The organism is Embleya sp. NPDC127516 (assembly GCF_044765325.1).
Taxonomy (GTDB): domain Bacteria; phylum Actinomycetota; class Actinomycetes; order Streptomycetales; family Streptomycetaceae; genus Embleya.
Map to the genome: position 1 here is coordinate 204,556 of NZ_JBIWJT010000004.1, position 26,243 is coordinate 230,798.

21 protein-coding genes are annotated in these 26,243 nt (G+C 72.5%); 11 read left to right on the top strand and 10 right to left on the bottom strand.

Going from position 1 to position 26,243, the window contains the following annotated elements; genetic code table 11:
- Nucleotides 1-169: 169 nt before the first annotated feature.
- A complete protein-coding gene (locus tag ACIRL2_RS08770; protein ID WP_402231112.1) occupies nt 170-5,614 on the bottom strand; it encodes an amino acid adenylation domain-containing protein in 5,445 nt (1,814 codons plus the stop codon).
- Complete coding sequence (locus ACIRL2_RS08775) at nt 5,611-10,590, bottom strand: amino acid adenylation domain-containing protein (RefSeq protein ID WP_402231115.1); 4,980 nt, start codon at nt 10,588-10,590, stop codon at nt 5,611-5,613. The genes ACIRL2_RS08770 and ACIRL2_RS08775 overlap by 4 nt, the downstream gene beginning before the upstream one ends.
- A gap of 704 nt (nt 10,591-11,294) precedes the next feature.
- Here ACIRL2_RS08775 and ACIRL2_RS08780 point away from each other — a divergent pair.
- Nucleotides 11,295-13,226, top strand: coding sequence for a glycerophosphodiester phosphodiesterase (locus tag ACIRL2_RS08780; protein ID WP_402231118.1), 1,932 nt, complete (start codon nt 11,295-11,297; stop codon nt 13,224-13,226).
- A gap of 147 nt (nt 13,227-13,373) precedes the next feature.
- Here ACIRL2_RS08780 and ACIRL2_RS08785 read toward each other — a convergent pair whose 3' ends face one another.
- Nucleotides 13,374-13,910: a DoxX family protein gene (locus ACIRL2_RS08785; protein ID WP_395858756.1), complete on the bottom strand. Its 537-nt coding sequence runs from the start codon at nt 13,908-13,910 to the stop codon at nt 13,374-13,376.
- A 133-nt stretch (nt 13,911-14,043) separates the two neighbouring features.
- Here ACIRL2_RS08785 and ACIRL2_RS08790 point away from each other — a divergent pair, with 133 nt between their 5' ends.
- Nucleotides 14,044-14,625, top strand: coding sequence for a 2'-5' RNA ligase family protein (locus tag ACIRL2_RS08790; protein WP_395858757.1), 582 nt, complete (start codon nt 14,044-14,046; stop codon nt 14,623-14,625).
- 79 nt (nt 14,626-14,704) lie between these two features.
- Here the strand turns inward: ACIRL2_RS08790 and ACIRL2_RS08795 are convergent, their stop codons facing one another.
- Both ACIRL2_RS08795 and ACIRL2_RS08800 read right to left on the bottom strand, forming a co-directional pair.
- A complete protein-coding gene (locus ACIRL2_RS08795; protein WP_402231121.1) occupies nt 14,705-15,082 on the bottom strand; it encodes a DUF6204 family protein in 378 nt (125 codons plus the stop codon).
- Nucleotides 15,083-15,178: 96 nt separating this feature from the next.
- Nucleotides 15,179-15,619, bottom strand: a complete 441-nt coding sequence (locus ACIRL2_RS08800) for an Lrp/AsnC family transcriptional regulator (protein WP_395858759.1) — start codon at nt 15,617-15,619, stop codon at nt 15,179-15,181.
- 237 nt (nt 15,620-15,856) lie between these two features.
- Here ACIRL2_RS08800 and ACIRL2_RS08805 point away from each other — a divergent pair, with 237 nt between their 5' ends.
- The 4 genes from ACIRL2_RS08805 (at nt 15,857) to ACIRL2_RS08820 (ending at nt 19,596) form a co-directional block, all read left to right on the top strand.
- Nucleotides 15,857-17,371, top strand: coding sequence for a YibE/F family protein (locus ACIRL2_RS08805; protein WP_402231123.1), 1,515 nt, complete (start codon nt 15,857-15,859; stop codon nt 17,369-17,371).
- A gap of 394 nt (nt 17,372-17,765) precedes the next feature.
- Nucleotides 17,766-17,900, top strand: coding sequence for a hypothetical protein (locus ACIRL2_RS08810; protein ID WP_395859337.1), 135 nt, complete (start codon nt 17,766-17,768; stop codon nt 17,898-17,900).
- Nucleotides 17,901-18,039: 139 nt separating this feature from the next.
- Nucleotides 18,040-18,822, top strand: coding sequence for a hypothetical protein (locus ACIRL2_RS08815; protein ID WP_402231561.1), 783 nt, complete (start codon nt 18,040-18,042; stop codon nt 18,820-18,822).
- A gap of 120 nt (nt 18,823-18,942) precedes the next feature.
- Nucleotides 18,943-19,596, top strand: coding sequence for a hypothetical protein (locus ACIRL2_RS08820; protein WP_402231124.1), 654 nt, complete (start codon nt 18,943-18,945; stop codon nt 19,594-19,596).
- 106 nt (nt 19,597-19,702) lie between these two features.
- On the opposite strand, the gene ACIRL2_RS08825 is transcribed toward ACIRL2_RS08820, so the two are convergent.
- The 3 genes from ACIRL2_RS08825 to ACIRL2_RS08835 all read right to left on the bottom strand — a co-directional run bounded on the left by ACIRL2_RS08825 (nt 19,703) and on the right by ACIRL2_RS08835 (nt 21,730).
- A complete protein-coding gene (locus ACIRL2_RS08825) occupies nt 19,703-20,569 on the bottom strand; it encodes an NmrA family NAD(P)-binding protein (RefSeq protein ID WP_395858762.1) in 867 nt (288 codons plus the stop codon).
- Nucleotides 20,570-20,628: 59 nt separating this feature from the next.
- Nucleotides 20,629-21,093, bottom strand: coding sequence for a hypothetical protein (locus ACIRL2_RS08830; RefSeq protein WP_402231127.1), 465 nt, complete (start codon nt 21,091-21,093; stop codon nt 20,629-20,631).
- 133 nt (nt 21,094-21,226) lie between these two features.
- Nucleotides 21,227-21,730 carry a MarR family winged helix-turn-helix transcriptional regulator gene (locus ACIRL2_RS08835; RefSeq protein ID WP_395858764.1) on the bottom strand — a complete coding sequence of 168 codons (504 nt, stop codon included), beginning with the start codon at nt 21,728-21,730 and terminating at the stop codon, nt 21,227-21,229.
- A gap of 267 nt (nt 21,731-21,997) precedes the next feature.
- Here ACIRL2_RS08835 and ACIRL2_RS08840 point away from each other — a divergent pair, with 267 nt between their 5' ends.
- Nucleotides 21,998-22,447 carry a DUF4267 domain-containing protein gene (locus ACIRL2_RS08840; protein ID WP_402231129.1) on the top strand — a complete coding sequence of 150 codons (450 nt, stop codon included), beginning with the start codon at nt 21,998-22,000 and terminating at the stop codon, nt 22,445-22,447.
- 89 nt (nt 22,448-22,536) lie between these two features.
- Here ACIRL2_RS08840 and ACIRL2_RS08845 read toward each other — a convergent pair whose 3' ends face one another.
- Entirely contained in the window at nt 22,537-22,671 is a 135-nt protein-coding gene (locus tag ACIRL2_RS08845) for a hypothetical protein (RefSeq protein WP_402231131.1), read from the bottom strand.
- Nucleotides 22,672-22,973: 302 nt separating this feature from the next.
- On the opposite strand from ACIRL2_RS08845, the gene ACIRL2_RS08850 reads away from it, so the two are divergent.
- Nucleotides 22,974-23,360 (top strand): BlaI/MecI/CopY family transcriptional regulator, encoded by a 387-nt coding sequence (locus ACIRL2_RS08850; protein WP_395858766.1) that lies wholly within the window; start codon nt 22,974-22,976, stop codon nt 23,358-23,360.
- 287 nt (nt 23,361-23,647) lie between these two features.
- Here the strand turns inward: ACIRL2_RS08850 and ACIRL2_RS08855 are convergent, their stop codons facing one another.
- A complete protein-coding gene (locus ACIRL2_RS08855) occupies nt 23,648-24,163 on the bottom strand; it encodes an ATP-binding protein (protein ID WP_402231133.1) in 516 nt (171 codons plus the stop codon).
- Nucleotides 24,164-24,344: 181 nt separating this feature from the next.
- Between ACIRL2_RS08855 and ACIRL2_RS08860 the strand changes: the two genes are divergently transcribed.
- From ACIRL2_RS08860 to ACIRL2_RS08870, 3 genes are all read left to right on the top strand, one after another.
- On the top strand, nt 24,345-24,545 hold the full coding sequence (locus ACIRL2_RS08860; RefSeq protein ID WP_331770851.1) for a DUF1918 domain-containing protein: 201 nt from the start codon (nt 24,345-24,347) through the stop codon (nt 24,543-24,545).
- A 110-nt stretch (nt 24,546-24,655) separates the two neighbouring features.
- Nucleotides 24,656-25,117, top strand: a complete 462-nt coding sequence (locus ACIRL2_RS08865; RefSeq protein WP_402231135.1) for a universal stress protein — start codon at nt 24,656-24,658, stop codon at nt 25,115-25,117.
- Between the two features lie 108 nt (nt 25,118-25,225).
- A complete protein-coding gene (locus ACIRL2_RS08870) occupies nt 25,226-26,098 on the top strand; it encodes an arginase family protein (protein WP_402231137.1) in 873 nt (290 codons plus the stop codon).
- Nucleotides 26,099-26,243 lie beyond the last annotated feature (145 nt).

Here is a 26,243-nt window from a genome sequence, read left to right on the forward strand (position 1 = left end):
TCCTGCTGCCGCCGGCGGCCTCGGCGCCGCAGCCCTGGGCCGCCGGCGGGGCCTCGGCCGCCGGCATCTCGGCCTCCCCGCCACGCGAGGTGGGGCCGATCGTTCGCGAGCCCGGCGGCGCGCGGTGTGAGGACTCCGTGCCCCGCCCCCACACCGCGCACGCGTGCCGTCAGGCCACCGGCACCCCCGCCTCGCCCGCGCGGGCCAGCCGCCGGTCCGCCTCGGCCTGGATGGTGTCCTTGTCGCCGATCTCCACATCCGGGATCGCGTCCGGCAGCACGTCCTCCATCCGACTCAGCGGCCGGTACAACAACCCCACCAGGCCCCAGACACCCAGTGCGAGGCCGACCAGGACCAGCAACAGGCCGGTTCCGCGCCCGGGCCCGGTGCCCAGCACCACGCCCACCGAGTCGGCGAGCGCGCCGTCCGGGCGCAGCAGCGGCTCGAACACCCGGTCCGCCAGCGGTCCCGCGGTCAGGAAGCCGAGCGGCATCATCGACATCGCCAGCATCTGATTGGTGGCCAGCACCCGCCCCTGCAACTCCATCCCGACCTTGGTCTGGATCAGAGCCATCCAGTGCGAGTTCAGGATCATCAGCGCCGCCCACAACACGAACAGCCCGATCGCCACGAACACCGGCTCGGGCCGGCTGCCCGCGAACACCGCGGCCACCCCCACCACCGAGGTGAAGCCGATCATGCCGGTCGCCCGCCGGGCGGTCCCGCCCCACAGCGCCATCACCAGCGCGCCCAGCACCGCGCCGACCCCGCCGACCGCGGTGACCACGCCCAGTGTCACCGCGGAGCCGTCGGCCAACACCATCGGGGTGACCAGCACGGTGGCCACCGCGAAGAGGTAGTTGAACACCACGAAGAAGACCACCATCGCCACCAGACCGCGCCGGCGCACGATGTAGCGCCACCCGGTGACCACTTCGCGCAGCAGCGGCTCCTCGCGCTTCTCGAACAGCGTGTCCGGGAAGCGCACCCGCAGCAGTACGCTCACCCCGATCAGGAACGTGGCCATGTCGAACAGCACCACGCCGTGCAGGCCGACCGCCGCGACCAGTACGCCGCCGGCCAGCGCGGCCAGCATGTCCCCGGAACCGGTGCCCAGTTGGGCCAGGCCGTTGGCCTGACCCAGGTAACGCTTGGGCACCAGCTGGGCGATCGCCGCGATGTAGGCGGGCCGTTGGAAGGCGTTGCACACCGAGCCGACGCAGGCGACCACGTACACGTGCCAGAGCTGTAGATGGTCGGTCCACAACAGCACGCCCAGCGACAACATCGCGGCGGCGGCCACCGTGTCGGTGACGATCATGATCCGCCGCCGGTCCACCCGGTCCGCGACCGCGCCCGCGATCGGCAACAACAACACCGCGGGCAGCACCGCGGCGACCGAGATCATCGCGAAGTCGAAGGCCGAACCGGTCCGCAGATAGACCCACACCCCCAGCGCGAAGGTGGACAGCGCGGTGCCGATCATCGACACGAACTGGCCGCCCGCCACCTTGGCGAAGGTGGCCAGATTCGGCCGGGCCGAGGCGGCCCGCGGGTCGGGAGGCGGGTCGGCGGCCCCGGGGCCGGGACCGGCCGACCAGCGGCTCAGCACCTCGGCCAGCTCGACGGCCTGGTGTTTGAGGAAGTAGTGCCCCGCGCGCGGGATCACCGCCAGTTCGACCCTGGGGCCGAAGTGCTCCCACTCCGCGTAGCGTTCCTCGTACAACAACGTCGCGCGGTCCTTGTCGCCCACCACACACAGGATCGGCGCGGCCACCGGCATCGGGCGCGCGTCGCCGTAGGCACGCGTGTAGAAGTCCTCCGCCTGGCGCACGTCGTGCCGCAACGCCCGGATCAGGAAACGCTGTTCGGCCTCGTCGTAGACATCGGTGAAACCACCCATCGCGCGCAGGTAGTCGAGGTAGGCCCGGTCCGAGAGCAACCGGTCGCCGGGCAGCCGCCTGGCCACCCACTCGGCGAACCGACCCGGAAGCCGAGCCGCCGGGAAGGTCCCGCCCAGTGCGACACCGCGCAGTTCGGCGCCCGCCGCCTCCAGGCGCCCGGCCAGCGCGGTGGCCAGCGCGCCGCCCAGACAGTGTCCGTAGAGCAGGATCGGCCCGCTGATCCGCTCGGTGATCCGTACCGCGAGCCGGTCGGCGAGTTGCTCCAGATCCTCGGGTTCCTCGTCCGGCCGACTGGGGTCGTGACCGGGCAACTCCACCGCGTACAACCGATGTCCCGCGGGTAGCGCGTCCGCGAGTGGTTGGAAGGTGATCGGGCTGCCGCCGCCGTACGGCACACAGACCAGGGTCAGCGTGGTCGGTCCGGCGTCCTTGGTGAGCCGGTGCAGCAGCGGGCGCGGTCGCTCGGCCGGGCCGCCCGCACCGGCGCGCTCGTCGAGCAGGGCGGCGAGTTCACGCACGGTGGGGTGTTGGAACAGGTCGATGATGGACAGGCCCCGGCCGATCGTGCGGACCGCGCGCACGGCGGAGAAGCTGTCTCCGCCGAGCGCGAAGAAGTCGTCCGCCGCGCCGACCCCGGTCGTGGCCAGGACGTCGGCGAAGGTCGCGGCCACCGCCACCTCGGTGGGCGTGGACGGCTCGGCGCGGCCCTCCTCCGCCGGCGCGAGTTCGGGCGCGGGCAGTGCCGCCCGGTCCACCTTGCCGGCGCCGGTCAACGGCAGCGCGGCCAGGACGAGCACCGCCGAGGGCACCATGTAGTCCGGCAACCGGGTTCGCAGGGCCGCCCGGATCGTGCCCCCGTCCACCGCCGCCGTGGCGTCCGCGACCACGTACCCCACCAGCTTGCGTGCGGCGCCCTCGCCCCGGGCCACCACGATCGCCTCGCGCACCCCCGGCTGCGCGCCGAGTTCCACCTCGACCTCGCCGATCTCGACCCGGAAACCGCGGATCTTGACCTGCTGATCGGCCCGGCCCAGGAACTCGATCGCTCCGTCCGCACGACGCCGGACCAGGTCCCCGGTGCGATACGCGCGCCGCCCGGCCCACTCGACGAAGCGCTCGGCGGTCAGGTCCGCGCGCGCGAGATAGCCGCGCGCCAACCCCGCTCCCGTCACGTACAGTTCCCCCGGCACGCCGATCGGCAGCTCGCGCCCGTGCGGGTCCAGCACGTACGCGCCGACGTTGCCGAACGGCAGCCCCAGCGGCGCGCTCGCCGCACCGGCCGGCACCGCGGTCACCGGCGTGCCGAGCATCGACACGGTGGTCTCGGTCGGCCCGTAGTGGTTGTGCAGCGCCAACTGTGGCCGGGCCGCCCGCAGGCGGTCCACCGCGTCCGCGCGCAACGGCTCGCCCGCGCAGATCAGCAACGCGCGCGGAAGCACGTCGGCGAGCCGATCGCCGAGCGCGGCCAGGCCCTCCAGGTGGCTGGGCACCAGTTTCATCGCGTCGACGCGATGCGTGCCCAGGTACCGGGCGAACGCGTCCGGATCGGTGGCCTGATCCCGGGTGAGCAGGTGCAGGCAGCCACCGCCGGTGAGCGCGCCGAACACATTGGTGGTGCCCAGGTCGGCGGCGAACGTGGAGACCAGCGCCCAGTTCCACGGCCGCCCGTCGGCCGTCCGTCCGGGGCCCACCCGTTCCCGCAGGCCGTGCAGGTAGTTGCGGTAGTTGCGGTGCTCGACGGCGACCGCCTTGGGCGCGCCGGTGGATCCGGACGTGAACAACACGTAGCACAGGTGGTCCGGCCGCACGTCCACGACCGGAGGTCCCGGATCCGCGTCCGCGGGCGCCTCCTCGGGCACCACCACGGGCAGCACCCCGGCCACCCGGGACCGCAGTTCCTCCGTCGTGACCACCGCGACCGCGTCGGCGGCCGTGAGCAGCGCGCGAACCCGCTCGTCGGGATACAGCGGGTCCAGTGGCAGATACGCGCCACCGGCCTTGAGGATGCCGAGCATGCCGACGATCAGCGCGGTCGAGCGCTCCGCGAACAGCCCGACGATGCGATCCGGCCCCACCCCGAGGTCGCGCAGCCGATGCGCCAACACGTCGGCACGGCTGTCGAGTTCGGCATAGCTCAGCTCGCCGTCCACGCCGCGCACGGCGGGTGCGTGCGGCGTGCGGCGGGCCTGCTCCTCGATCAGGCCGTGCAGGGTGCCGTCGGTGTCCCAGTCCCGGGCGGTGTCGTTCCAGCCCGCGAGCTGCCGCCTTTCGCCGGCGGTGAGCAGCGGCAGTTCGGTCACCGGGCGGTCCGGGTCGGCGATCATCGCGTCCAGCACGGTGATCAGGTGCCCGAACACCCGCCGGATGCTCGCCTCGTCGTAGAGCACGCTGCGCCACACCAGGTCGGCGACGAGTTCGTCGGCGGGCCCGGTGTCGAGCACGGCGAGCGACAGGTCGAACTTCGCCGCGCCGGTGTGCGTGTCGCACCACTCGACCTCGACGCCGGGCAGCGTGGGCCGGGCCGGCGCCTGGTTGTGCACGTTCAACAGGACTTGGAACAGCGGTGTGTAGGCGAGTTCACGATCCAGGTCGAGCGCGTCGATCAGCCGGTCGAACGGGAGTTCCTGGCGCGCGAAGGCGGCGAGGGTGTCCTCGCGGACCCGGCCGAGCAACTCGCGTACCGTCGGGTCGCCGGACAGGTCGGTACGCATCGCCAAAGTGTTCACGAAACAGCCTATTAGGGCATCCGTGCTGCGGTGCGTGCGCCCCGCGACCGGGCTGCCCACGGTGACGTCGGTGACGCCGTTGTACCGGGCCAGCACGACCTGCAGCGCGCTGAGCAGCACCATGTACGTGGTACCGCCGGTGCGTTCGGCCAGGGCCCGGATGCGGCGCGAGCGGTCCCTGCCGAAGCAGACCTCGATCCGCTCGCCCCGGGTGTCCGCGACGGCCGGACGTGGCCGGTCCACCGGCACGCTCACCGTGGCCGGCGCGCCCCGCAACCGGGCCCGCCACCAGGTCTGCTGGCGGTCGAGTTCGGCGGCCAGGGTGGTCTGCTGCCGGTACGCGACGTCCGCGTATTGGACCGGCAACGGCGCGAGTTCGGGTGGATGACCGGCACAACGCGCGGTGTACGCGGCGGCCAGGTCGTCGAACAGCACGCCCACCGACCAGGCGTCGGCGGCGATGTGGTGCAGCACCAGGCTCAGCACGTGCCTATCGCCCGTACGGAACAGAACTGCCCGGATCGGGAGTTCGTGGGACACGTCGAAGGGGCGGCGGGCCTCGACGGCGAGCCGGGCGGTCACCTCCGCCTCGGACACGTCGAGCACGGACACCCGGAACTGGTCGATGTCGTGCACGGTGGGCAGGACATGTCCGTCCACGCTGGGATACACCGTGCGCAGCACCTCGTGCCGGGCGACCACGTCGCTCAGCGCGGTCACCAGCGCGTTCCGGTCCGGTCGACCGGTCAGGCGCAGCACGAGCGGCATGTTGTAGGCGGCGCCGTCGGGTTCGTACTGGGCGAGGAACCACATCCGGCGTTGCGCGGCGGAGAGCGGCGCGGGCACGTCGGCGGGCCTGGGCACCAGGTCGGCACGGGGTGCGGCGACTCGGGCCCGGGCGAGCCGGCTGCGGAGCAGGTCACGGCGTGCGCGGTCGGGTTCGGGTTCGGGGCGCGTGGTCAGGATCTCCTCGGAGTCGGTCATCGCGCCTCCAGGTCGGTCGAGTCGATCGAGTCGGTGTGCCCGTTCGCGACGTTCGGGCCGCTGGGGTGGCCGAAGTCGGACTCGGGTTCGTCGAGTTCGCTCAGCAGGATGTCCTCGATGCGGCGGGCCATCGCGGCCAGTGTCGGCGCCTCGAAGACCACGCGCAGCGGGAAGTCGATCTCGAAGCGCTCGCTCACCAGGGCCATCAGGCGCAGCCCGAGCAGCGAGTTGCCGCCCAGCGCGAGGAAGGTGTCGTCGCGGCCGATCCGGTCCGGGCCGAGCAGTTCGTACCAGATCTCGGCCAGGATCTCCTCGCAATCGCCCTCGGGGGGCGCTCCGCTGCCGCCGGGCCGGGGTTCGGGCAGGGCGGCCCGGTCGACCTTGCCGGCGGGGGTCAGCGGCAGCGCGTCGAGCGGGACGAGCACACCGGGCACCATGTGTCGGGGCAACCGCTCGCCGAGCGCGGCGATCAGGTCCGTCGGGTCGAACGGGCCGTCCGGGACGACGTAGCCGACCAGGGTCGGTCCGGCCGGTCCGTCCCACAGGGTCGCGACCGCGGCCGTGACGCCCGCGAGCGCGGTCAGTTCCGCCTCGATCTCGCCCAACTCGATCCGGAATCCGCGCAGTTTGACCTGATGGTCGGCGCGCCCGTGGTACTCGAGGGTGCCGTCGCGTCGGCGGCGGGCGAGGTCGCCGGTGCGGTACATCAGTGTTCCGGGTGGGCCCATCGGGTCCTGGACGAAGCGTTCGGCGGTCTGTTCGGCCCGGCCGAGGTAGCCCAGCGCGACCCCGGCGCCCGCGATGCACAGTTCGCCGGGAGCGTTGACCGGCGCGGGACGCCCGGCCGGGTCCAGTACATAGACGCGGGTGTTGGCGATAGGTGCGCCGAGCGGGACCACGGGCAGCGCGGCGTGCGAGCGGTCGACGCGCAGGACGGTGGACCACACGGTGGTCTCGGTGGGGCCGTACATGTTCCACACCCGCGCGCAGCGATCCAGCAGCGCGCCGGCCAGGTCCCCGGTGAGCGCCTCGCCGCCGCAGAGCGCGACCAGCGCGGCCGGCCAGGTCCCGTTCGCGTCCAGCAACATCCGCCACGTGGCCGGCGTCGCCTGACAGACCGTCACCCGGTGCTGCGCGAGCCAGTCGGCGAGCCGTCGGCCGTCGGCGGCGGTGGCCCGGTCGGCGATCACCACCCGGGCGCCGACCACCAGCGGCAGCCACAACTCCAGCGCGGCGATGTCGAAGGTGAGCGTGGTGACCGCGGCCATCGTGTCGGCGGCGGTCAGTCCGGGTTCCTCGGCCATCGAGAGCAGGAAGTTGACGATCGCCCGGTGCGGTACGGCGACCGCCTTGGGACGGCCGGTGGAGCCGGAGGTGTGGATCAGGTACGCCGGGTCCTCCGCCTCGGCCCGCCCGTCGAGCGGGCTCTCGTCGGCCGCGCCGACCTCGGTGCCGTCCACCGCGATCACGTCGTAGCCGGGGTCGGCCAACAGCGGGATGTCGGCGGCGGGCGCGCTCGGGCCGACGATCAGGGTGACCTTGGCGTCGTCGAGCAGGGCCCGGTTGCGGGCGATCGGCTGGTCGGTGTCGATCGGCAGGTAGGCCGCGCCGGTGCGGAGCACGCCCAGCAGGGCGGCGGGCAACAGGTGGGTGCGTGGCATGGCGATCGCGACCAGGGTGCCGCGATCGGCGCCGCGCCGGCGCAGGACGTGTGCCAACCGGTTCGCGGTGGCGTCCAGTTCGGCGTAGGTGAGGCTGCCGGTGTCCGCCACGACGGCGATCTCGTTCGGGGTGCGGGCGATCCGCGCCGCGACCAGGTCGGGCAGCCGCAGGTCGGGCCGGGCGATCGGGGCCGGGTTGACGGCCTCGATCAGCCGGTGTCGTTCGGCCGGGTCGAGCATGATCGTTTCGCCGATCGGCCGGTCCGGCGCGGTCAGGACCTCGGCCAGCACCGCCAGCAGGTGGTCCACGATGGTCTCGATCGACGCGGCGTCGTAGCGTCCGGTGCGGTACTCCACGGACAACAGCGGTCCGGCCGCCGGGAACTCGACGAACATCGACACATCGGTCTTGGCCCCGCCGTTGCACACCTCGTTCACGAACTCCAGGGTCAGGCCCGGCAGTTCCACCGAAGCGCCCGGGTGGTTCTGGACCGCGAGCAGGATCTGCGAGACGGGGGTCGAGGTCTCCGCACCCGAGACGCCGGCGAAGCGGAGCTGCTCCAGGTACGGCAGCGCGCTGTGGTCGAGCGCGTCGAGCACCACCGGGCGCAGTCGGCGCACCAGTTCCCGGAACGTGTCGGTGCCCTCGACCCGGAAGCGCAGCGGAACCGTGTTCAGCAACGGACCGATGACGTTTTCGAGTTCGGGCAGCGGGCGGACCGCGAACGGACTGAGCACCGCCTGATCGGTGCGGCCGGTGTAGCGGTGCACCAGCGTGCCGAGCGCGGCGAGCAGGGTCATGTACAGGCTGGCGCCCTCACCCGCCGCCCATTCCTCGGCGGCGCGCAGGAGGTCGGGATCCAGCCGGCGCGTCAACCGGGCTCCGCTCGGATCGAACGGGTCGGGCCGAGTGCGGTCGCCGGGCAGGTGCTGTTCGGTGGCCAGACCCCGGAGTCGGCCCGCCCAGCGCCGCGCCTCGTCGTGTTCGGCGTCCGCGTGCCGTCGTTCCCAGCGGGCCACGTCGGAGTACTGCAGGGCCGGTTCGGCGAGCGGCAACCCCTGGTAGGCGTGCGCCAGATCGCGCAGCAGCAGGCCGATCGACCAGCCGTCCATCGCGATGTGGTGCACGGTGAGCAGCAGTTCGTGCCGGTCCGGGGCGACCCGCACGGCCAGCGCGCGCAACAGCCGGCCCTCCGCCCGGTCCAGCGGCCGCAGCGCCTCGGCCCGCAGGACCGCGTCCAGGCGCTCCTCGTCCGCGCCCGGCAGATCCAGCAGGGTCGGCTCGACCGGGTAGGGCGGCCGGATCTCCACCACCGGTTGGCCGCCCCGGTGTACCAGCGCGGTGCGCAACACCTCGTGCCGGCGAACCACCTCGCCCAGTGCCCGGCCCAACGCGGCCACGTCCAGGTCGCCGCAGGCCTGGATCCGCAGCGGCACGTGGTACAGCGCGCTGCCCGGCCGGACCATCTCGTGCATTGTGAACTCGCCCTGCACGGTGCCGACCGTTGCCGGCGCGTGCGGTTCGCGGCACGGTGGCGACACCGTGGGCCGGGCCGACCCGGGGGACGCGTCGGCCTGCCGCACATGCTCGGCGAGGGCGGCCGGTGTGGGGTCGGCGAAGAACACGTCGAGCGGGATCCGCACTCCGCAGGCCCGCTGCACCCGAGCCAACAGCCCCACGGCGAGCAGGGAGTTGCCGCCGGACTCCAGAAACGGGTCGTGCACGCCGATGCGATCGGCGCCGAGGACCTCACGGAACAGGTCGGTGATGGTGGTCTCGGTCGGCGTCCCGGGCGCGACGAAATCGACGTCCCGGAAACGGGTCCGGGTCGCGACGGGCAGCGCGTTGCGGTCGATCTTGCCGTTGAGGGTGAGCGGCAGTGGGCTCAGCAGCGCCACCGCGTCCGGCAGCATGTAGGCCGGGAGTCGGGTCAGACAGTGCGCGCGCAACTCGGCCGGGGTGGGTTCGGGACCGCGTGCGGCGCCCTGCACGAACGCCGCCAGATACGGCCCCAGCGCGTCCTCGCGCAACACCACGGCGGCCGCCTGGACGCCGGGGTGCCCGGTCAACACCGCCTCGATCTCCCCGAGTTCGATGCGGAAGCCGCGCAGTTTGACCTGCTGGTCGACCCGCCCGTGATACTCCAGCGCGCCGTCGGGTCGACGGCGGACCAGGTCGCCGGTGCGATACCGACGCTCCCCCGCCACGGTGACGAACCGCTCGGCGGTCAGGTCGGGGCGGCCGTGATATCCCTGCGCGAGACCATCGCCCGCCAGGTACAGCTCGCCGAGCTCGCCGGGGGCGATCGGTTCGCCGCTCTCGTCGTGCACGTGCGCGGTGGTGCCGGGCAGCGGTATGCCGATCAGCGGTTCGGCCCGGTCGGTGCGGTCGACCACGGCCCAGGTGGAGTACACGGTGTCCTCGGTCGGCCCGTACAGGTTGTAGAGCTGCTCGACCTGCGGACACGCGTATACCTGGTCCGCGACCCGACGCGAGAGCGCCTCGCCGACCAGGTTGATCGTGCACGCCCCGGGCGGCAGTCCGGGCCCGCGTAAGAGCGCGGCCATCGCGCTGGGCACGGTGTTGATCAGGGTGACCTCGTCCCGCGCGGGCGCGTCCGCGAGCGCGAGCACGTTGTCCACCATAACGACGCCCGCACCCACCACGAGCGGGAGGAACAGCTCGTACACCGAGATGTCGAAGCACACCGAGGTGGAGAACAGCACCCTGTGGGTCTGGTCGGGCCGATAGGTGTCGGCCGCCCAGCGCAGCATCGCGGTGACCCCTCGGTGGGTCACCCGGACCCCCTTGGGGCGCCCGGTGGACCCGGACGTGTAGAGCACGTAGGCGAGTTCGTCCGGCCCGGTGTGCGCGCGGGCCGGACGTACCGAATCGGCCGGGGCATCGGCGTCGACATACACCAGGTCGGCCGACGCGTCGGCGAGCAGGTGTTCGTGCGCGCGGTCGGTGACCACGACGGGAGCCCGTGCGTCACCGATCACCCACTCCAGTCGCTCCCGCGGGTACTCGGGGTCCAACGGGACGTACGCGGCACCCGCGCGCAGGACCGCGACCAACGTCGCGACCAGGTACGGGGTGCGCGGCAGGCAGACACCGACCAGGTCGCCCGCGGCCACGCCCGCCTCGGCCAGGCGCGCCCCGACCCGATCGGCCATGGCACCCAACTCGCGATAGGAGAGCCGATGTTCCCCGGCGATCAAGGCGATGAGCGTGGGCGAGTGCTCGATCCGGGCATCGACCAGAGCGGCCAGGGACGCGGTCGGATCCAGTACTGGGTGGGCGGTTGGACTCATCGACTCTCCTGAGGTGTCCTGATGCCGATTCGTGGTCGGCGGCGCAGACGATGTACTCCCGGGGAGATCGTGGAGGAAAGAGTTGACTGTGCCTAGCATCTGTCCCCCACTACTTCGGGTTGGCCGAAAGCCGCCGTCGCGGGCTGTGGGCACGGGGTTGAGCGGGATTGGAAGCGCATTGCTTCGGTTGCTTCGGACTGCTTCGGATTGGATCCGACCGCATCGGATCGGGCCCGGTCGGGCCGCGTGCGGCCGGCCGGGTCGTGCCTGGGCTGGTCGCGTCCGGTCCGGTCGGGCCGGGGCCGGTCCGGACGCGCCCGGGTCGGGCGATCGGGAGCGCGGCCCGGCCGTCCCGGACGGTGGCTTCGGTACGGCGGGTGTGCCGCCCCTGACTCGGGCCGGTGGGTCGACGCCCCGAGGGGTGTCACGTGCCGGTCGATCTCGTGTGCGGTGGATCTCATGCGCCGGTGGATCTTGCGTGCCGGCGGGCCGCGTCGGCCCGTGCATCAAGAAGTACCGCCCCGGGCTTGCATCCCGCTTGGCTCGGGCCTGCTCCCGGGGCACGGACACCCCTCGTGGCGGCGGAGAGCCACCCGGGCGACCTACGCACAACCACCGGCCGACCACCGCGCGTACCCGACCGTTGGGCAGAGCTTCAGCGTCGCGTGATCGGGGGTTCGCCCACGCTCCCTAGCGTTTCGAACATGCCTTCGCAGACAACTTCGTCCCCGTTCCGGCTGCCTCGGCGGCATCGCTCCCGACTCCGCGTCGGCGCCGTGGTCGCCGCCCTCGGGATCGGCGCCACCGCCACCCTGACCGGCGTCTCGGTAGCCGCCCCGGACGCCCCCGCCGCGCCGCCCGCCGGCGACGTAGTCGTGTCCGAGGACTTCACCGGCTCCGCGCTACCCACCGGGTGGCGGGCGGTCGAGGGTGCTTGGAAGGTCGAGAACGGCCGCCTGGTCGGCACCTCGGCGAACTCCGGCCAACAGAGCCGGATCACCTTCGGCCGGCATCTGGACGACTTCCGCTTCGAGGCGGTCGTCCGCTTCGAGAGCGCCGTCGACGCCGCACGCTGGACCGCGTTCGGCCTGGACGTGCCCGCCGCCGGCACGACCCCGTGGTCCATCGCGACCATGCGCACCGGTACCACCGCCGCCAACGGCCTGGAGTTCGCCCAGCGCACCACCGGCGACGCGTGGAATGTGACCGACACCGGTTCGGCGCCGGCCGCCGCCGGGACCGGCCGGGACGTGCGAGTCGCGGTGGAGGTGCACGGCAGCCGGGCACGACTGGTCGTGGACGGCCGCGAGGCGTTGCGCAGCACCCGGGTCCAGCGCTCCGCCGACGGCGCACAGGCGCTGCTCGTCAACGGTTCGCGGGTCTCCTTCGACGACGTCAAGGTCACCCGACTGGCCCCGGAGGCGAACGCCTACCTGCGCGCGCCCGGCGCCCCGCTCACCGTGATCGCGCACCGCGGCGCGTCCTCCGCCGCGCCGGAGAACACGCTGATCTCCGACGAGACCGCCCGCCGGGCCGGTGCCGACTGGATCGAGAACGACGTCCAGCCCAGCAAGGACGGCATCCCGCACATCCTGCACGACGACACGGTCGACCGGACCACCGACGGCAAGGGCCGGATCCGCAACCTGACGGCCGCTCAACTCGCCGCCCTGGACGCCGGCTCGTGGTTCTCCCCGCTGCACACCGGGGCCCGAGTGCCGACCCTGCGCGCGCAACTGGAGGACCTGCGCACGCGCGGCGGCAACCTGCTCCTGGAGATCAAGGGCAAGCACAGCAAGGACGAGGTCTCCCGGATCGTCGAGGACATCCGCGACACCGGCATGAGCGGCCGGGTCTTCGTCCAGAGCTTCGAGGTCGACGCGCTCACCCTCACCCACGAACTGGCCCCCGATCTGCCGCTCGGTCTGCTGCGCGGCAACCTGGACGCGGATCCGGTCGCGCTCGCCAAACAGCTCGACCTCAAGGCCTACAACCCCTCGGCCGCCGGCCTGGCCAAGCGCCCCGGTGTGGTCGCCGACCTGCACCGCGCCGGCGTCGCGGTCATGGTCTGGACGGTCGACGACGCGACCGGGTGGAAGACCCTGGAGGCGGGCGGCGCGGACGCGATCATCACCAACCGTCCCGCCGAGCTGGCCGGCTGGAACGCCGCCTGGCGCCAGACCGGCACTCCCGAGCCGCCCGCCGCACCCACCGTCGAGGTGCTCGCACCGGCCGCCGGCGCCCAGGTCGAGCGCGCGAGCAACCCGGTCCCCTCGCTCCGCACCACAGGCGCCGAAACGGTCCGACTCACGCTGGACGGGCGGGAATTCGCCGCCGGTACGCCGATCGACTCGGGCACGCTGCCGCTCGGCGCGCACACGCTGCGGGCCGAGGCCAAGGGCCCGGGCGGCAGCACGGTCACGGAGTCGACCTTCACCGTCACCGCCTCGCGGACCGGCCTCGCCCACCTGATCCTGACCTCCGCCGCCGACCGCAACGCGATCGCGACCCTGACCACGATGCTCGCCCACGACCAGTACCAGGCACTCGCCCGCTGGGCCGACAACCAGGCCGGCCGCACCATCCCGGCCCCCCGGGCCGGGTTGATCGCCTCGGACGCTCGCGCACTGGGCTGATCGGGCCGGTTCGCCCGCGCTGCGCCGACCGGGGGGAAGCGCGGCGCGGGCGAGCCGCCCTCACGCCGAACACGGGCGAGGTGGACCAACGTGCCGAAGGGCACGCCACCTCGCCCATCGGCCCGCCCAGGGGGACGTGGGGGCTCCCTAGTGGCCGGGAACCAGATCACCCAGGCGATGAGCCACGCTCGTGGACGCCGCGCCGGCCTGGGCGGTTCGGCGGGCGAGGCCGACGTCGTGCCGGAGGGCGTGCGCCCGGTGCCGGCTGCGCCACGCGAGTGAGGGCTTGCCGCCGGTGTCGGCGGAGGCGATCAGCAGACCCCCGAGCATCGACACGTTCTTGAGGAAGTGGACGCGCTGACCCGCCCGTTCCTGCTTGTCCTCGGCATCCCAGAAGCGATGTCCGGCAAGAGTGGTGGGCACCAGGGTGGCGGCGAGCGCGAGCGCGGACAGGCGCGGCACCCGGCCGAGGGCGAGCAGCGTGCCGGCGACCAGTTGCACGCCGCCGTTCAGGCGTACCGCCGTACGGATGTCGGCCGGCACGATCGGCACCAGCCCGGCGATCCGCCGCACCACCGGTTCGGCGACCGGCACCACGCGGTCCGGACGCAGCACGGCGTCGTACCCCTGCAGCACGTAGATCGAGGCCAGCATGGGACGCGCGAAGGTTCTCAACACAGCCATGCCGGGACGAGTGCCCCCGGAACGCGCGCCTCGAACCCACCCCTGCCGGAGGCGACTCCCGGTCGGCGAAACACCTCGGCCGGTGATCCGACGATCCGCCCGTATGCCCGGACGCGGACCGTACACTGCGGGAATGGCCCAACGGAACGCGGCGAGTGCCCTGGTGTTGCTGGTCCCCGACGTCGAGCAGGTCGTCGAGCCCTGGCGCGAGCGCTACGACCCACGCAGCGCCGAGGGCATCCCGGCGCATGTCACGGTGCTCTATCCCTGGCTACCGCCCTCCGACATCGGGCCCGCGGACCTGGCCGCGCTCGCCGACATCGCCGCCGGGTGCCCCGCGCTGGACCTGGTCTTCGCCCGGGTCGGCCAGTTCCACCGCGGGTTGTGGCTCGCGCCCGATCCGGCCGAGCCGGTGTCGCGCCTGATCGAGGCGGTATCCGACCGCTGGCCGGACCATCTCCCCTATGGCGGCGCGTACCTGGACGACCCCGACGACGTCGGTCCGCACCTGACCGTCGCCCTGGGGCAGGGCCCCGACGAACTGCGGGCGCTGGCGCAGGAGGTGAGCGGCCGACTGCCGTTGACCGCCCGGGTCGACCGGCTCGACCTGGTCGTCGGCGACGACGACGGCAACTGGGTCCTCCGCGAGGCGTTCCCGTTCGCGCCGCGCACCACCGAACCCGATACGAACACCGGTGTCGCCACCGCGTCCTAGCCGCGCGCGAACCGACCGGTTGCCGGGACCGACCGGTTGCCGGACCGGTCGATCGCGGCCGATCGCGGGACCGGCCGGCTTACGAGAGCGGCCCACCGCCGACCCGGCCGGCCGCGCGGGCCTTGCGTTGGCGCTCGGACAGGGCCGCCTGGGAGACGTCCACGGCCTGCGTCTTGAGGTTCTTGTAGCCGTAGCCGCGCTCGTCCAGCCGCGCCTGTGCGCCGGCCGGCGCCCGGGCGGTCGCCGGGACGATGTCCTCTTCCGCCTCCCCGGAGTCCAGGAAGCGGCACGTGAAGAAGGGCCGCGCCGCCGGATCGTAGGTCAGCTGCCCCTCCGTGGTGAAGGCGGCCCGCAGCACGTCGTGCTCGGCCGCCCGTGCGAGCAACTCGGCCCGCTGCGCGTCACTCAGTCCATCGAAGGCACCGCGAACCGTGATGCGAAAACCGCGCTCACTCATGCCTCGAACCCTGGACATCCCCTCAACCGGTTTCGAGGGCCGGCACGACGCGGACGCGGGTGAGGGTGGGGTGGGCCGGCCCGGATGCCCTCCTCGTCAGCTCTCCTTGGTCCAGGAGCCGAGCACCATGAGCGTCTTGGTGCCCGTGACGTTGCCGTTGCGGCGCAGGTGGTCGATGACCTGTTGGAGGTGGGTGATGTCGCGAACACGGACGTGGATGAGGGCGTCCGGGTCGCCGGCGATCGTGTACACGGCCTGCACCTCGGGCGTGTCCGTCGCGGTGCGGACGATCTCGCTGACCGGCATGCTGCCGGGGTAGCGCAGCTCGGTGAACGCCTCCACCCCCCAGCCGAGCTTGGCGTGGTCGATCTGGACCGTGAAGCCGGTGATCACACCCTCCTCGCGCATCCGGTCCACACGGCGCTTGACCGCCGCGACGGACAGGCCGATCTGGCCCGCCATCTCGGAGAAGGTCCGCCGTCCGTCCTCGCGCAGCATGCGCAGGATGTTGTGGTCGATGCTGTCGATCTCGGCCATGCTCGGCGCTCCACTCCTCGGCACTGCCCACGCAAAACTCCAGGCCCGGAACCTGGCCGGCAGGCAAGAATCTTGCGGCTTCGAACCGATTCCGCGCAAGGGGCTTGCGCCGATCACCCGGATGCTCGCGCCGGGCCGCGGCGGTGAGCGGCACCGGAGCCGGGCGCCCGGCCCGATACGCTTCCGGCCGGGACTCCGGCACGATGACCCGTCGACCGGACCGGGAGGGGACGCGGCATGGGCGGCACACGAACGCATCGCGGCGGTACGGACGATGCCCCCGACGCATCCGACGACGCGCCGGGCCACCGACACCACGCGGCCGGCCACGGCCACGCACACGGGCACAGTCACGCGCACGGACCACCCTCGCCCGTCTCGGCCCGGCTGCGCCGCCTGGTGGCCGCCGTCCTGATCCCGTTCGCGGCGGCCGTGGTGGTGGGCCTGGTGATGCTGTGGCCGGGCAGCACACCGGCGCATCCGCGTACCGGGGTGGGCTTCGACCAGGAGACCCGCGACGGACGGGTCACCAAGGTCGAGGAACTGCCCTGCGCCCGGGCCGACGCCGAGGCCTTCGCCGGCGCGGCGGGCCCGTCCGCCCCCGATGCCGCGTCCGACCCGCCCGGATCGGCCGACGGGCACGCCGCGCCGCCCGGCGACCCCGCCGCCGAACCGGGCGGCGTGCCCTGGCCCCCGCCCTCCCCCGGCGCCTCCACCGCGCCCGGCTCGGGCGCCGCGCGCGCCGACTGCCACCGGGCCACGATCGAGGTCACCTCGGGCGCCGACAAGGGTCGCTCGGTCACCGAACTGGTCCGGCCGACCGAGTTGCGCCGGTTCTCGGTCGGGCAGGGGGTGGTGCTCGCGTACGCTCCCAACGCGCCCGAGGACCTGAGGTACTCGGTGATCGACGTCCGGCGCGGTCCGCCGATGTTGCTGCTCGCCGGCCTGTTCGCGGTCGCGGTGATCGTGGTCGGGCGTCTGCGCGGCCTGACCGCGCTGATCGCTTTGGCGATCAGCTTCGCGGTCCTGTCGTTCTTCATCCTGCCCGCGATCCTGCACGGGTCCGATCCGCTCCTGGTCGCGGTCGTCGGCGGCAGTGCGATCATGTTCGTGGCCCTGTACCTGTGCCACGGGATATCCGCGCGGACCTCGGTCGCGGTGGTCGGCACCCTGGTATCGCTGTCCCTGATCGGGGTCCTGGGCTCGCTGTTCATCGGTTGGGCGCATCTGACCGGCAACACCTCCGACGAGACCGGCCTGGTGCACGCGTTGTATCCCGACATCGAGTTGCACGGTCTGTTGTTGGCCGGGTTCATCATCGGATCGTTGGGCGTCCTGGACGATGTGACGGTCACTCAGACGTCGGCGGTATGGGAACTCAAGCAGGCCGACCCGACCATGACGGCCCGTCGGTTGTATCGGGCGGGCATCCGGATCGGTCGCGATCACATCGCGTCCACCGTCAACACCCTGGTATTGGCCTACGCGGGCGCGGCGTTGCCGCTGATGCTGCTGTTCTCGATCGCCCGTCGGGACGTCCTGGACGTGGCCACCAGCGAGATCGTCGCGGAGGAGATCGCCCGCACCCTGGTCGGCAGCATCGGCCTGGTCGCCTCGGTCCCGGTGACCACCGCGCTGGCGGCGATCCTGGCGGCGGCCGATCACGGCAGGCCCGGCAAGGGCGGGCCCGGCAAGGGCGGGGCCGCCCCGGTGCCGATGCCCGCCGCCCGGGGCCGGCATCGCGGCCGCTGAGACGGCGGCCCCGATCGGCGACACCGCACGACCCGCGTCGACCTCGTGGCCGGCGGCGTCGAGGACGGTCCGCGCCTATCGCCGGCCCGCGCGAACGCCTGCTCGACGCCGCTCGCGACCTCACCTACGAGCACGGCGTCCACGTCGGCGTCGACGCGATCCTCAAGAAGGCGGACGTGGCCCGCCGCTCGCTGTACCAACACTTCGGCGGCAAGGACGAGTTGATCGCCGAGGTGCTGCGCACGACGCGGACCCAGGAGCGCCACCGCAGCGAGCCGGAGTCGGCCGAACAGGCCGCCGCGCACGCCGGAGCCACCCCCTCCTGCTCCTGGACACCGAGGCCGAGAGCACCGCCGACCACCTCTATCGCCGGGCCGGCTGGACCCGCTACGGCGTGGTCTCCGAATACGCGGCCACCCCGGACGGCACGCTCCGGGACTGCACGTTCTACTACAAACGGCTCCCCCGTCCCGCCGTTCCCACCTCCCCCACCGGCGCCCCGCTCCGGCCCGGCGCCCCGATCACCTGACGCCCATGGCGCAGGCGGCAGGCGCGGGATGGGGCCGGCACCAGTGCCTGCCCTGGGGGTAGCCGGATTCTGCGTGCGGGTCGACTTCCCTACCTTCGAGGGGACTCAGTCGTGCATACCGATCAAGGGGACGATCGTTGTGGATCGCAAGAGGAACCGTCGATGGGCCCGGACCGCCGCCTGTGCCGGGCTCGCACTCGGTGCCCTGGGACTGTCCGCCGCACCCGCCCTCGCCGACGGGCGGGCCGCGGCTCGGGCGGCGCCCGCCTCGGCCGCCGCACCGCTGCCCACCTTCGACTTCACCGACTGTCCGACCCTGCCCGCAGGCGCGGATCCGGACAAGTGGCGCTGCGAAGTACACGTCGCCACCGGCGACATGAAGCTCGGCGGGCTCACCGTGCCGCTGCGTCCGATGACCATCACGCACGCGGAGGGTCCGCTGCCGGACGGCTCGACCGGACAGGTCTTCGGCGCGATGCACGCGACGCCCAGCCCGGCGACCGGCGGCCTGCCCAACATTCCCGGACTGCCCGAGCGCGCGCCGATGCTCGGGGTGAACGTCGAGACGAAGTACGGCGGTTGGTTCGACTTCCTGTCGCACGGCACCTCGGCCGGCGGTCTGGACGTCACCTTCGCCCTGAGCGGTCCGCTCCTGCCCGAGCACTGCTCGATCGGCACCGCCGAGCAGCCGATCCGGCTGACCATGATGCGCAAGGGCCCCAACGAATGGATCTCCAAGGACCCGCCCATTCTCAAGGGCACGCTGTGGGACAACACCGTCGCGATTCCCGCCGCGACCGACTGTGGCCCGCTCGGCGCCGTCCTCAACCACCGCAACAACCTGCCCTCGCCCGGCGGTGCGAACTCGGTCACGCTGGACGGCCTGTACACGTTCAAGACCTACACCCAACTGGGTCGCTGACAACCGCCGCCCCCGGCGGCCCTCGCGAACAGGCATAGCCTGATCTCCGATGCCGGGACCGGGACGCGAAAACGTTCCGGCCACGGCACCGGCGATCCCGCGACGGGCCAAGGGGAGCACATGGATCTGGCGGCGCAGTATCGAGGTCTGTACCACGCGGCCCTGTTCACCGCGGAGTGCGCCGAGGACGCGTACCGCCTCGGCGCACTGGACTCGGTCCTCAAGCCGTGGCTTCGCGGGCAACTCGAATCCCGTGAACACAGCCTGAGTTATTGCGACAGCCGGATGGACCTCGCCGCCGCGGTCGAGGGCCTGGCCGCCATCGCGCCCCGCTACGCGGAACTGCGCCGCGACCTGTTCGGCGACATGCACCACATCGGCCGGCCGGTGCCGACCTGGCGCGCGGTCGGCCCCACGCTCACCGTTCTCGCACCGCTCCAGGTATGGCGACAACCGCCGGCCTACGCATTGCGACTGCGCGACCCGGGCACGGCCGCGGGCGGCGCCCAGACCTGGGACTTCATCGTCTTCACCCGCTCCGGCGACCCCCGCGAACCGGGCACGGTACACACCGCGATGCTCTTCCCCGACACCGACGCCAACACCGCCACCGGTACCGGGCGGCGCACCGTGCAGGTCACCAAACAGCTCGAAGTCCGACGCGAGGACTACGAGCAACTCACCTACGCGTTCCAGTCCTTGACCGCCAACGTGCACTTCGCCGCCCTGCACGACCCCGACCGAGGGCAGAACCCGCCGCCCGACGGCGTCTGACCCCCGGCTTCGGCACGCCCTGGCCGGCATGTGGGGCGGAAACGGGCATCCGGCGTCCCCCGGGGCTTTCTGCGGCGCGGGCGCACGCGCGGGTCGCGAAGCGGGCTCAGCGGAATTGTTCGATGTTCTCGCCGAGGAAGGCCTCCAGCGTCCGGGGCGGTCGGCCGAGCAGGCTCGCCACGGTGTCGGTGGGTTCCTCCGGCCTGGTCACGGCCAGTTGCTGGATCTCCACCACATGGTCGGCGAGCCAGGCCGGCAGGCCGGCGCGTTCGATCAGGTGGTCGCGCATGACCCGGGGCGGCAGGTCGACGTGGCGGATCGGCCGACCCAGCAGGAGGCCGAGCAGTTCGACGAGTTGCGGATGGCTGAAGGTTCGACTCCCGGTGAGGGTGTAGGTCCGCCCGGTGAGTTCGGGGCGGGTCAGCACCTCGGCGGCCACGTCCGCGATGTCGCGACAGTCGACGTAGTTGCAGGCCGCGTCCGCCATCGCCCCGTGGACGACGCTTTGAGCGGCGACCGCCGGTGCGAGGGTGAGCAGTTTCTGCATGAACGCGTAGGGGCGCAGCACGGTGTGGGACAGACCGGAGTCACGCAGGGTCTCCTCGATGGCGTGGTGCCATCGGGAGACGGCGACCGGGGAGTCCGCGGTCGCGGCCGGGGCGGAGAGTTTGACGACGTGTTCGATGCCGACCGCCGCGGCGGCGTGGATGGCGCGGGTCTCCAGCGCGGGCTGTTCGGGGCTGTTCGCCATGGCCAGGAACAGTCGACTCGCACCGTGGAAGGCATCGCGCAACGATTGCGGGTCGCCCGCGTCGGCCGCTCGGGCCTCGACGAGGCGGCGCGCCGTATCGTCGAGGCCCGCCCACAGCCGTTCGGGGTCGCGGCTGAGCGCCCGGCTCGGTATGCCGAGGGTGACGAGGCGGTGCAGGAGGGCGCTTCCGGTGGCGCCGGTGGCGCCCATGACGACGATCATGTGTTCCGTCTTTCCTGGTCGGTGGTGGTGCGGGAGTTCGGGCGGGGTTTGCGGATGGGCTACGGGCCCGGTCGCCGCTGTTTCGACGCCCCGCGCCAGCGCCACGTGATGATGGTGGTGGCCAGGGCCGCCGAAATGGGCAGGTCCAGACGGAGGCGTTCGGGCCACGAGCCGTGGTGCGGGATGATCCGCTCCGGTATGTGGCCGCCGACGAACCAGCCGACCAGGCCCGCGAGGGTGGCGACCGCGACGGCCAGGACGACGGTCGGGACCAGGCGCGGCGTCGTGGTCAGCCACGTGCGCCTCGCGCCGCGGCGCCGAAGGCGGGCGCCGACCAGCGCGGCCACGATCGCCGAGGTGCCCGCGATCGAGGTGCAGGCCGCGATGGTCAGGTCGCGCTGCCCGGTGGCCACGCCGCCGGCGCCGGCGGTCAGTGCGGGGGCGAGGTAGGCGACGAGCACCTCGCGCCACAGCGTGAACGGCGGCGGACCGGAGCCCCGGGCGGACGAACGGCCTTGTCCCATACGGTTTTCGGTCTCCGTTTCAGACATTTGATTAGCTCCCTAATTATATGGCCGAACAAAAGCCGTCCCGGCGGCGCGTCGCACGGACGCGACACGCCGGGACGGCGTCGAACAGGGATGCCTCGTGGTCCCGCTACTCCCGCGTCAGCGCCGGGATCCCACGGACGAGACGACCGAGCAACTCCAGGAAGACGGCGCGCTCCTCGGGATCGAGCGCGCCGACCATCTCCTGGAGTCGACCGAAGTGCTCCGGGGCCAGGTCACGCATCTTCCGCGCCCCTCGCGCGGTCAACACGGCCACGGCGGAGCGGCCGTCCTCGGCGGAGGGTCGGCGAAGCAGCAACCCTTCCCGCTCCAGACCGCCGAGCAGTCCCGTCACAGTGGCCCGGGACACCCCGAGCACGTCCGCCAGGCCCGAAGGGGACATCTCCCCGTCTGCGTCCTCCAGGGCCGCCAGCAGCCGATATCGCCCCGCGGACAGGCCGAACCTGGAGAAGTGCACCTCGACCGCCTGGCCCAGCCGCGCCCCCGCCGCCATCAAACGCACGGCGACCAGCACCGCCTGCGGGTCGACATCGAGCCCGTAGCGCCGGATCTGATACGCCGCCTGGTCGAGCGTGGGGGTTTCCTCAGGCATCGGTTCATGTTCCACAGCAACTAATATGGCCCCTAACTACTTGCCGGTCAAGCCACGCGGTCGTGGGTGCGCCGGATGATCCCCAACATGGTCCCCGGGCACTGCCCGGGTACTGCCCCGGGTCCTCGAACGCGCTCCAAGTCGCCTCCATGTGCCTTCCAGGAGTCCCCGGCGAGAGTTCTTCCAGGCAGACGAAGACCGCTTCCCGAAAGGCGGGTTCGCTCACGAACCGCTCGACCGGGACCATCACTTCATTCGGGAGATCTCATGAACATCAGGAACCTCACCACGACCCTCGCCGCTCTCGGTGGCCTGTTCATCGTCTACATCGCGCTCGCCTACCTGATCGCCCCGCAGTCCACCGCGTCCGGGTTCGGCCTGCCGAGTTGGCCCGAGCACGAGGGCACCGCGTTCCTGGCCGTCAAGGGTGTGCGTGATTTGGGCTCCGGGCTGGTCGTCTTCGCGCTGCTGCTGACCGGCCACCGGCGGGCACTGGGCTGGGCGCTGGCGGCCATCACCTTCGTGCCCGCCGGCGACATGGTGATCGTGCTGGCAAACGACGGTTCGGCGGCGAAGGCTCTCGGCATCCACGGCCTCACCGCCGTCCTGGTCGCGCTGACCGCCGGCCTGCTGCTGCGTGAGCGCCCCGCCCCGGCGACCTCGCCCGTGACCTCCTCCCCCGTCGCGACCCGGATCCCGGCCCCGGCCGCGCGTTGACCCACCGGGCCGAGCCCCCGAGTCGCCGACCCGAGCCCCGAAGCCCGAGGCACCGAGGCCCGAACCACCCGGCCGCCCGCCCCACCCGCTCAGTCGGGGGGAGCGAGGCGGCCGGTGCCCGTCAGCAACCGGATCAGCCCGAAGTCGTCGGCGCCGCCGCGAACGCCGATCTCCACGATCGCCTCGCGGCGCACGCACGTGGAACGGGGTTTTTGCCGGGGCACGCGAGGTGTCCCGGTTGTCGGAGGTGAAGGCGTGCGTACTCGCCGGTGCCGACACCGATGCAGGCCGGCGCCGAAGAACCTTCGGGAACACCGATCCCGCGGCCGTGTCGGCGAGCCCGACGCGCACTCCCGCCGATGGCCGCGCTCTGGCACCCGACATCCGTGAATCGACGTAAAACACCGCAACATCCGCGACTTACGGCAAGCCGGGGGCATCGATCCACGCCCGCGAACAGGTACCGTCGGGATCCGCAGCCGACCGGGAGCCGGGTATGCCCGGACACGGAGGACGGAGGGACGCGGTGCACGAGTCGCCCCGGGTGCAGGGGGAGTTGCAGGCGGAGATCATGTCCGTGTTGTGGCGGATCGAAGCCGGTACCGTCGAGCGCATCCGCGCCGAGTTGGCCGAGCCCTCGCGTGGCGCCTATACGACCGTGCAGACCGTGTGCAATCGGCTGGCCGAGCGCGGCCTGTTGGCCAGGGCCCGGGAGGGGCAGGCGTTCGTGTACCGGCCGACCGTGACCGAGGCCGACTACGTCTCCTCCTCGGTGAGTTCGGCGCTCGCCGCGGCGTCCGCACCGGCCCGACGGGTGGCCCTCGCCCAACTCGTCGGCGGGCTGGAGGTATCGGAGCTGGAGGACCTGCGCGAACTCGCCCGCCGGATCGAGCACGAGCGCGGCGGGCGATGAGCACGTTCCCCGCCCGGGCCGTGTTGTCGGGCGTGGCGATCGCATGGGCCCGGCGCCGAGCACGACCCTGATCGGCACCGTGCACTTCGGCACCGCCCCGGTCCGGTGTCACAGCACCGGCGCGTCTTCCCATCCGGCCTCGTTCGCGCCGATGGCCGAACGCGCCGCAGACCGTCATCCCGGGCGGGCACTACCCGCGCCGCGGGCCGTCGGGCGAACGTGAGCCCGCGTGGCAGGCGGTCACCCGATGGCGCGCGAACCCGCGCCACCACCGACCGCGTCCTCGGTCAGGCCGGCCGCGCGGCGTCGACACGCGCGATCATGGCCCACACCAGCAGTTCGCCCGCCAGTGGCCTACTCCCCCACTCCAGGGCCAACGCCTCGACCAGGCGCAGACCTCGGCCGCACTCGCTGCCCCACACCGACTCGCTCGGCTCCGACGCCTCGTCCGGTTCGGGCGACCCGATCGGCGCGACGGATCCGTTGGACCTCGCCAGGCGCCTGGGTCGGGCATGCCGGTTGCGCACGGCCAGGTGTATGTGCACATCGTCCATCCGCACGTCCAGGTCCATCGTCGGCCCGCTGCCGTAGCGAACCGCGTTGCTCAGCAGCTCGCACGCGACCAGTTGTGCGCTGTGTACGTCGTCCTCGTGCACGTGCCACCGGCGCAGGGCCGCGACCAGCACGCGCCGGGCCCGGGGCACCTCGGCGGGGACCGCGTCGAACACCGCCCCGCCCTGGACCGGCGCCGGGCGCACCCCGTCCGCCGGGGTCGCCGGCCCGCCGCCCGCAAACCGCGCCATCGCACACGTCCCCTCACCCGGCAAAGCAACTCCTACGCACTGTAGGAGAGATCGAGCCGGGACTCCAGCCGTCGACCAGGACCCGCGGCCGAGCACTACTCACCCACAGTGATCATCCTGTTACCATTCGAATATCCTGCTGTCCCACCGCACGCCATCCACCCCAGAGGAGCCAGTCGACATGCACGCCACCAAGGGTGATCGCCTTCTCATCCACGGCCGAGTCGTCGGCCAGGAAGACCATTTCGTGGAGATCATCGAGGTCCTGGGCCCCGACGGCACGCCGCCGTTTCGGGTACGAGCCGCCAACGGGCACGAAACGATCATGTCGCCGGGTCCGGACTCGGTGGTCGAACACCGCAAGGCCGGCGACTCCGACTAGGCCCTGTCCGGCAAACCCGCCAGGGTCCGCCGGACAGGGCCCGGGCGAGTCGGCCACCCGGCAACCGCCGTCGGCCCGCCCGTGCCCACGCCCCCCGAGGAGGATCCCCGGTGACCAGCCCCGCGCCGCCGCCGGCGTTCGAACTCGGTACGGACGGGCCCCGTGCCGTACTGGTCGGCGTGGACGGTTCCCGAACCTCCCTCCGCGCCGCCGACTACGCACTGGGCCAGGCCCGTCGCGGCGGCGCGGAACTGGTCGGCGTCTACGTACGCGCGCCGCTCGGGCTCGCCGCCACCACGCCCGAGGGCGCCGAGGTGATGGAGCAGGCGCACGAGGACACGATGCGCGACATCGCGGACTACATCGCCCGACGAGCCGCCGAACTGCGGTTACGGCACCGCTTCGTCGAGGCACGCGGCGACGTCGCGCACCAGATCGCCAAGGTGGCCGACGAGGTACGCGCCGACGCGGTCGTGGTCGGCGCCTCCGAACGCTTCGGCCACCGCCTGATCGGCTCCGTGGCCATCCGCCTGGTCCGCTCGGCCCGCCGGCCGGTCACCGTCGTCCCCTGAACCGCGCACCCGGGGCCCGAGATCCGCACGGGACGGCCGGCGCGTTCGCCCGGCCCACACTGGACAAATCCCTGGACAGGCCACGACCACCCTGTAAATATATGCCGTATGGAGCATACCTATTCGGCACTACCGCTCGAACACATGCTGGTGGTCCCGCAATGGCAGGGTTCGAGCGCCGTCGACGCGCGCCGCCTCGTCATGGGAGCCCACTGGTTGAGCGCGCTGCTGCCCGCCGTACGACGCACCTTCGTGAGCGTCGACGCGGATCCGGCGCCCGATCGGGACGGCGTACGGCAACTCGACGTGCTGACCCGCACGTTGGCCGCGAGCAGGCAGGCGCTGGAAGGGTGGGGCGAGGCGGCCCTGTTCACCGTGGGCGGCGACTGCGGTGTCGAACTCGCCCCGATCGCCCACGCCGTGGGCCGGCACGGCGATCGCCTGGCGGTGGTGTGGTTCGACGCCCATCCGGACCTGAACACCCCCGACTCCTCGCCCTCCGGCGGCTTCCACGGCATGGTGCTGCGCACCGTGCTCGGCCAGGGGCCCGCCGCCCTGCTCCCTCCGCCCGGACAACGGCTCTCCGCCGAACGGCTCGTGCTCGCCGGTGTACGGTCCATCGACCCCGCCGAGCAGCGGTTCATCGACTCCGCGCGGATTCGACGGGTGTCCGTCGACCGCCTCGACGAGCCGAGCGCGCTGGTCGCCGCCGTGGCCGAGACCGGGGCCACGCACGTCTACATCCACATCGATCTCGACGTCCTGGATCCCGAGCAGTTCACCGCGCTGTCCTTCCCCGAGCCCGAGGGCCTGTCCCCCGCGCGGCTGCGCGCGGCGCTCTGTGCGCTGACCGACGCGTTCCCGCTCGCCGGACTCGGCATCACCGAGCACGCACCGGCGCCCGAACCCGAGGCGGACGGCGATCCGGCCGGCAACGACCGCGTGCTCCGGGAGATCTTCGCCGGCGTGTCCGTGGGATGACGAGCGTCGGCTCGCTCACTCCTTCGGCGCAGCACGGCGAATCCGTCGTTCCCGGACCCGCGCGTTCGCGAGCCTCGCACCGGCTTCCGAAGCCAGACTTGACGCGTCCGAACAATACGTGTCAATCCGGACGGAAACGGGTCAG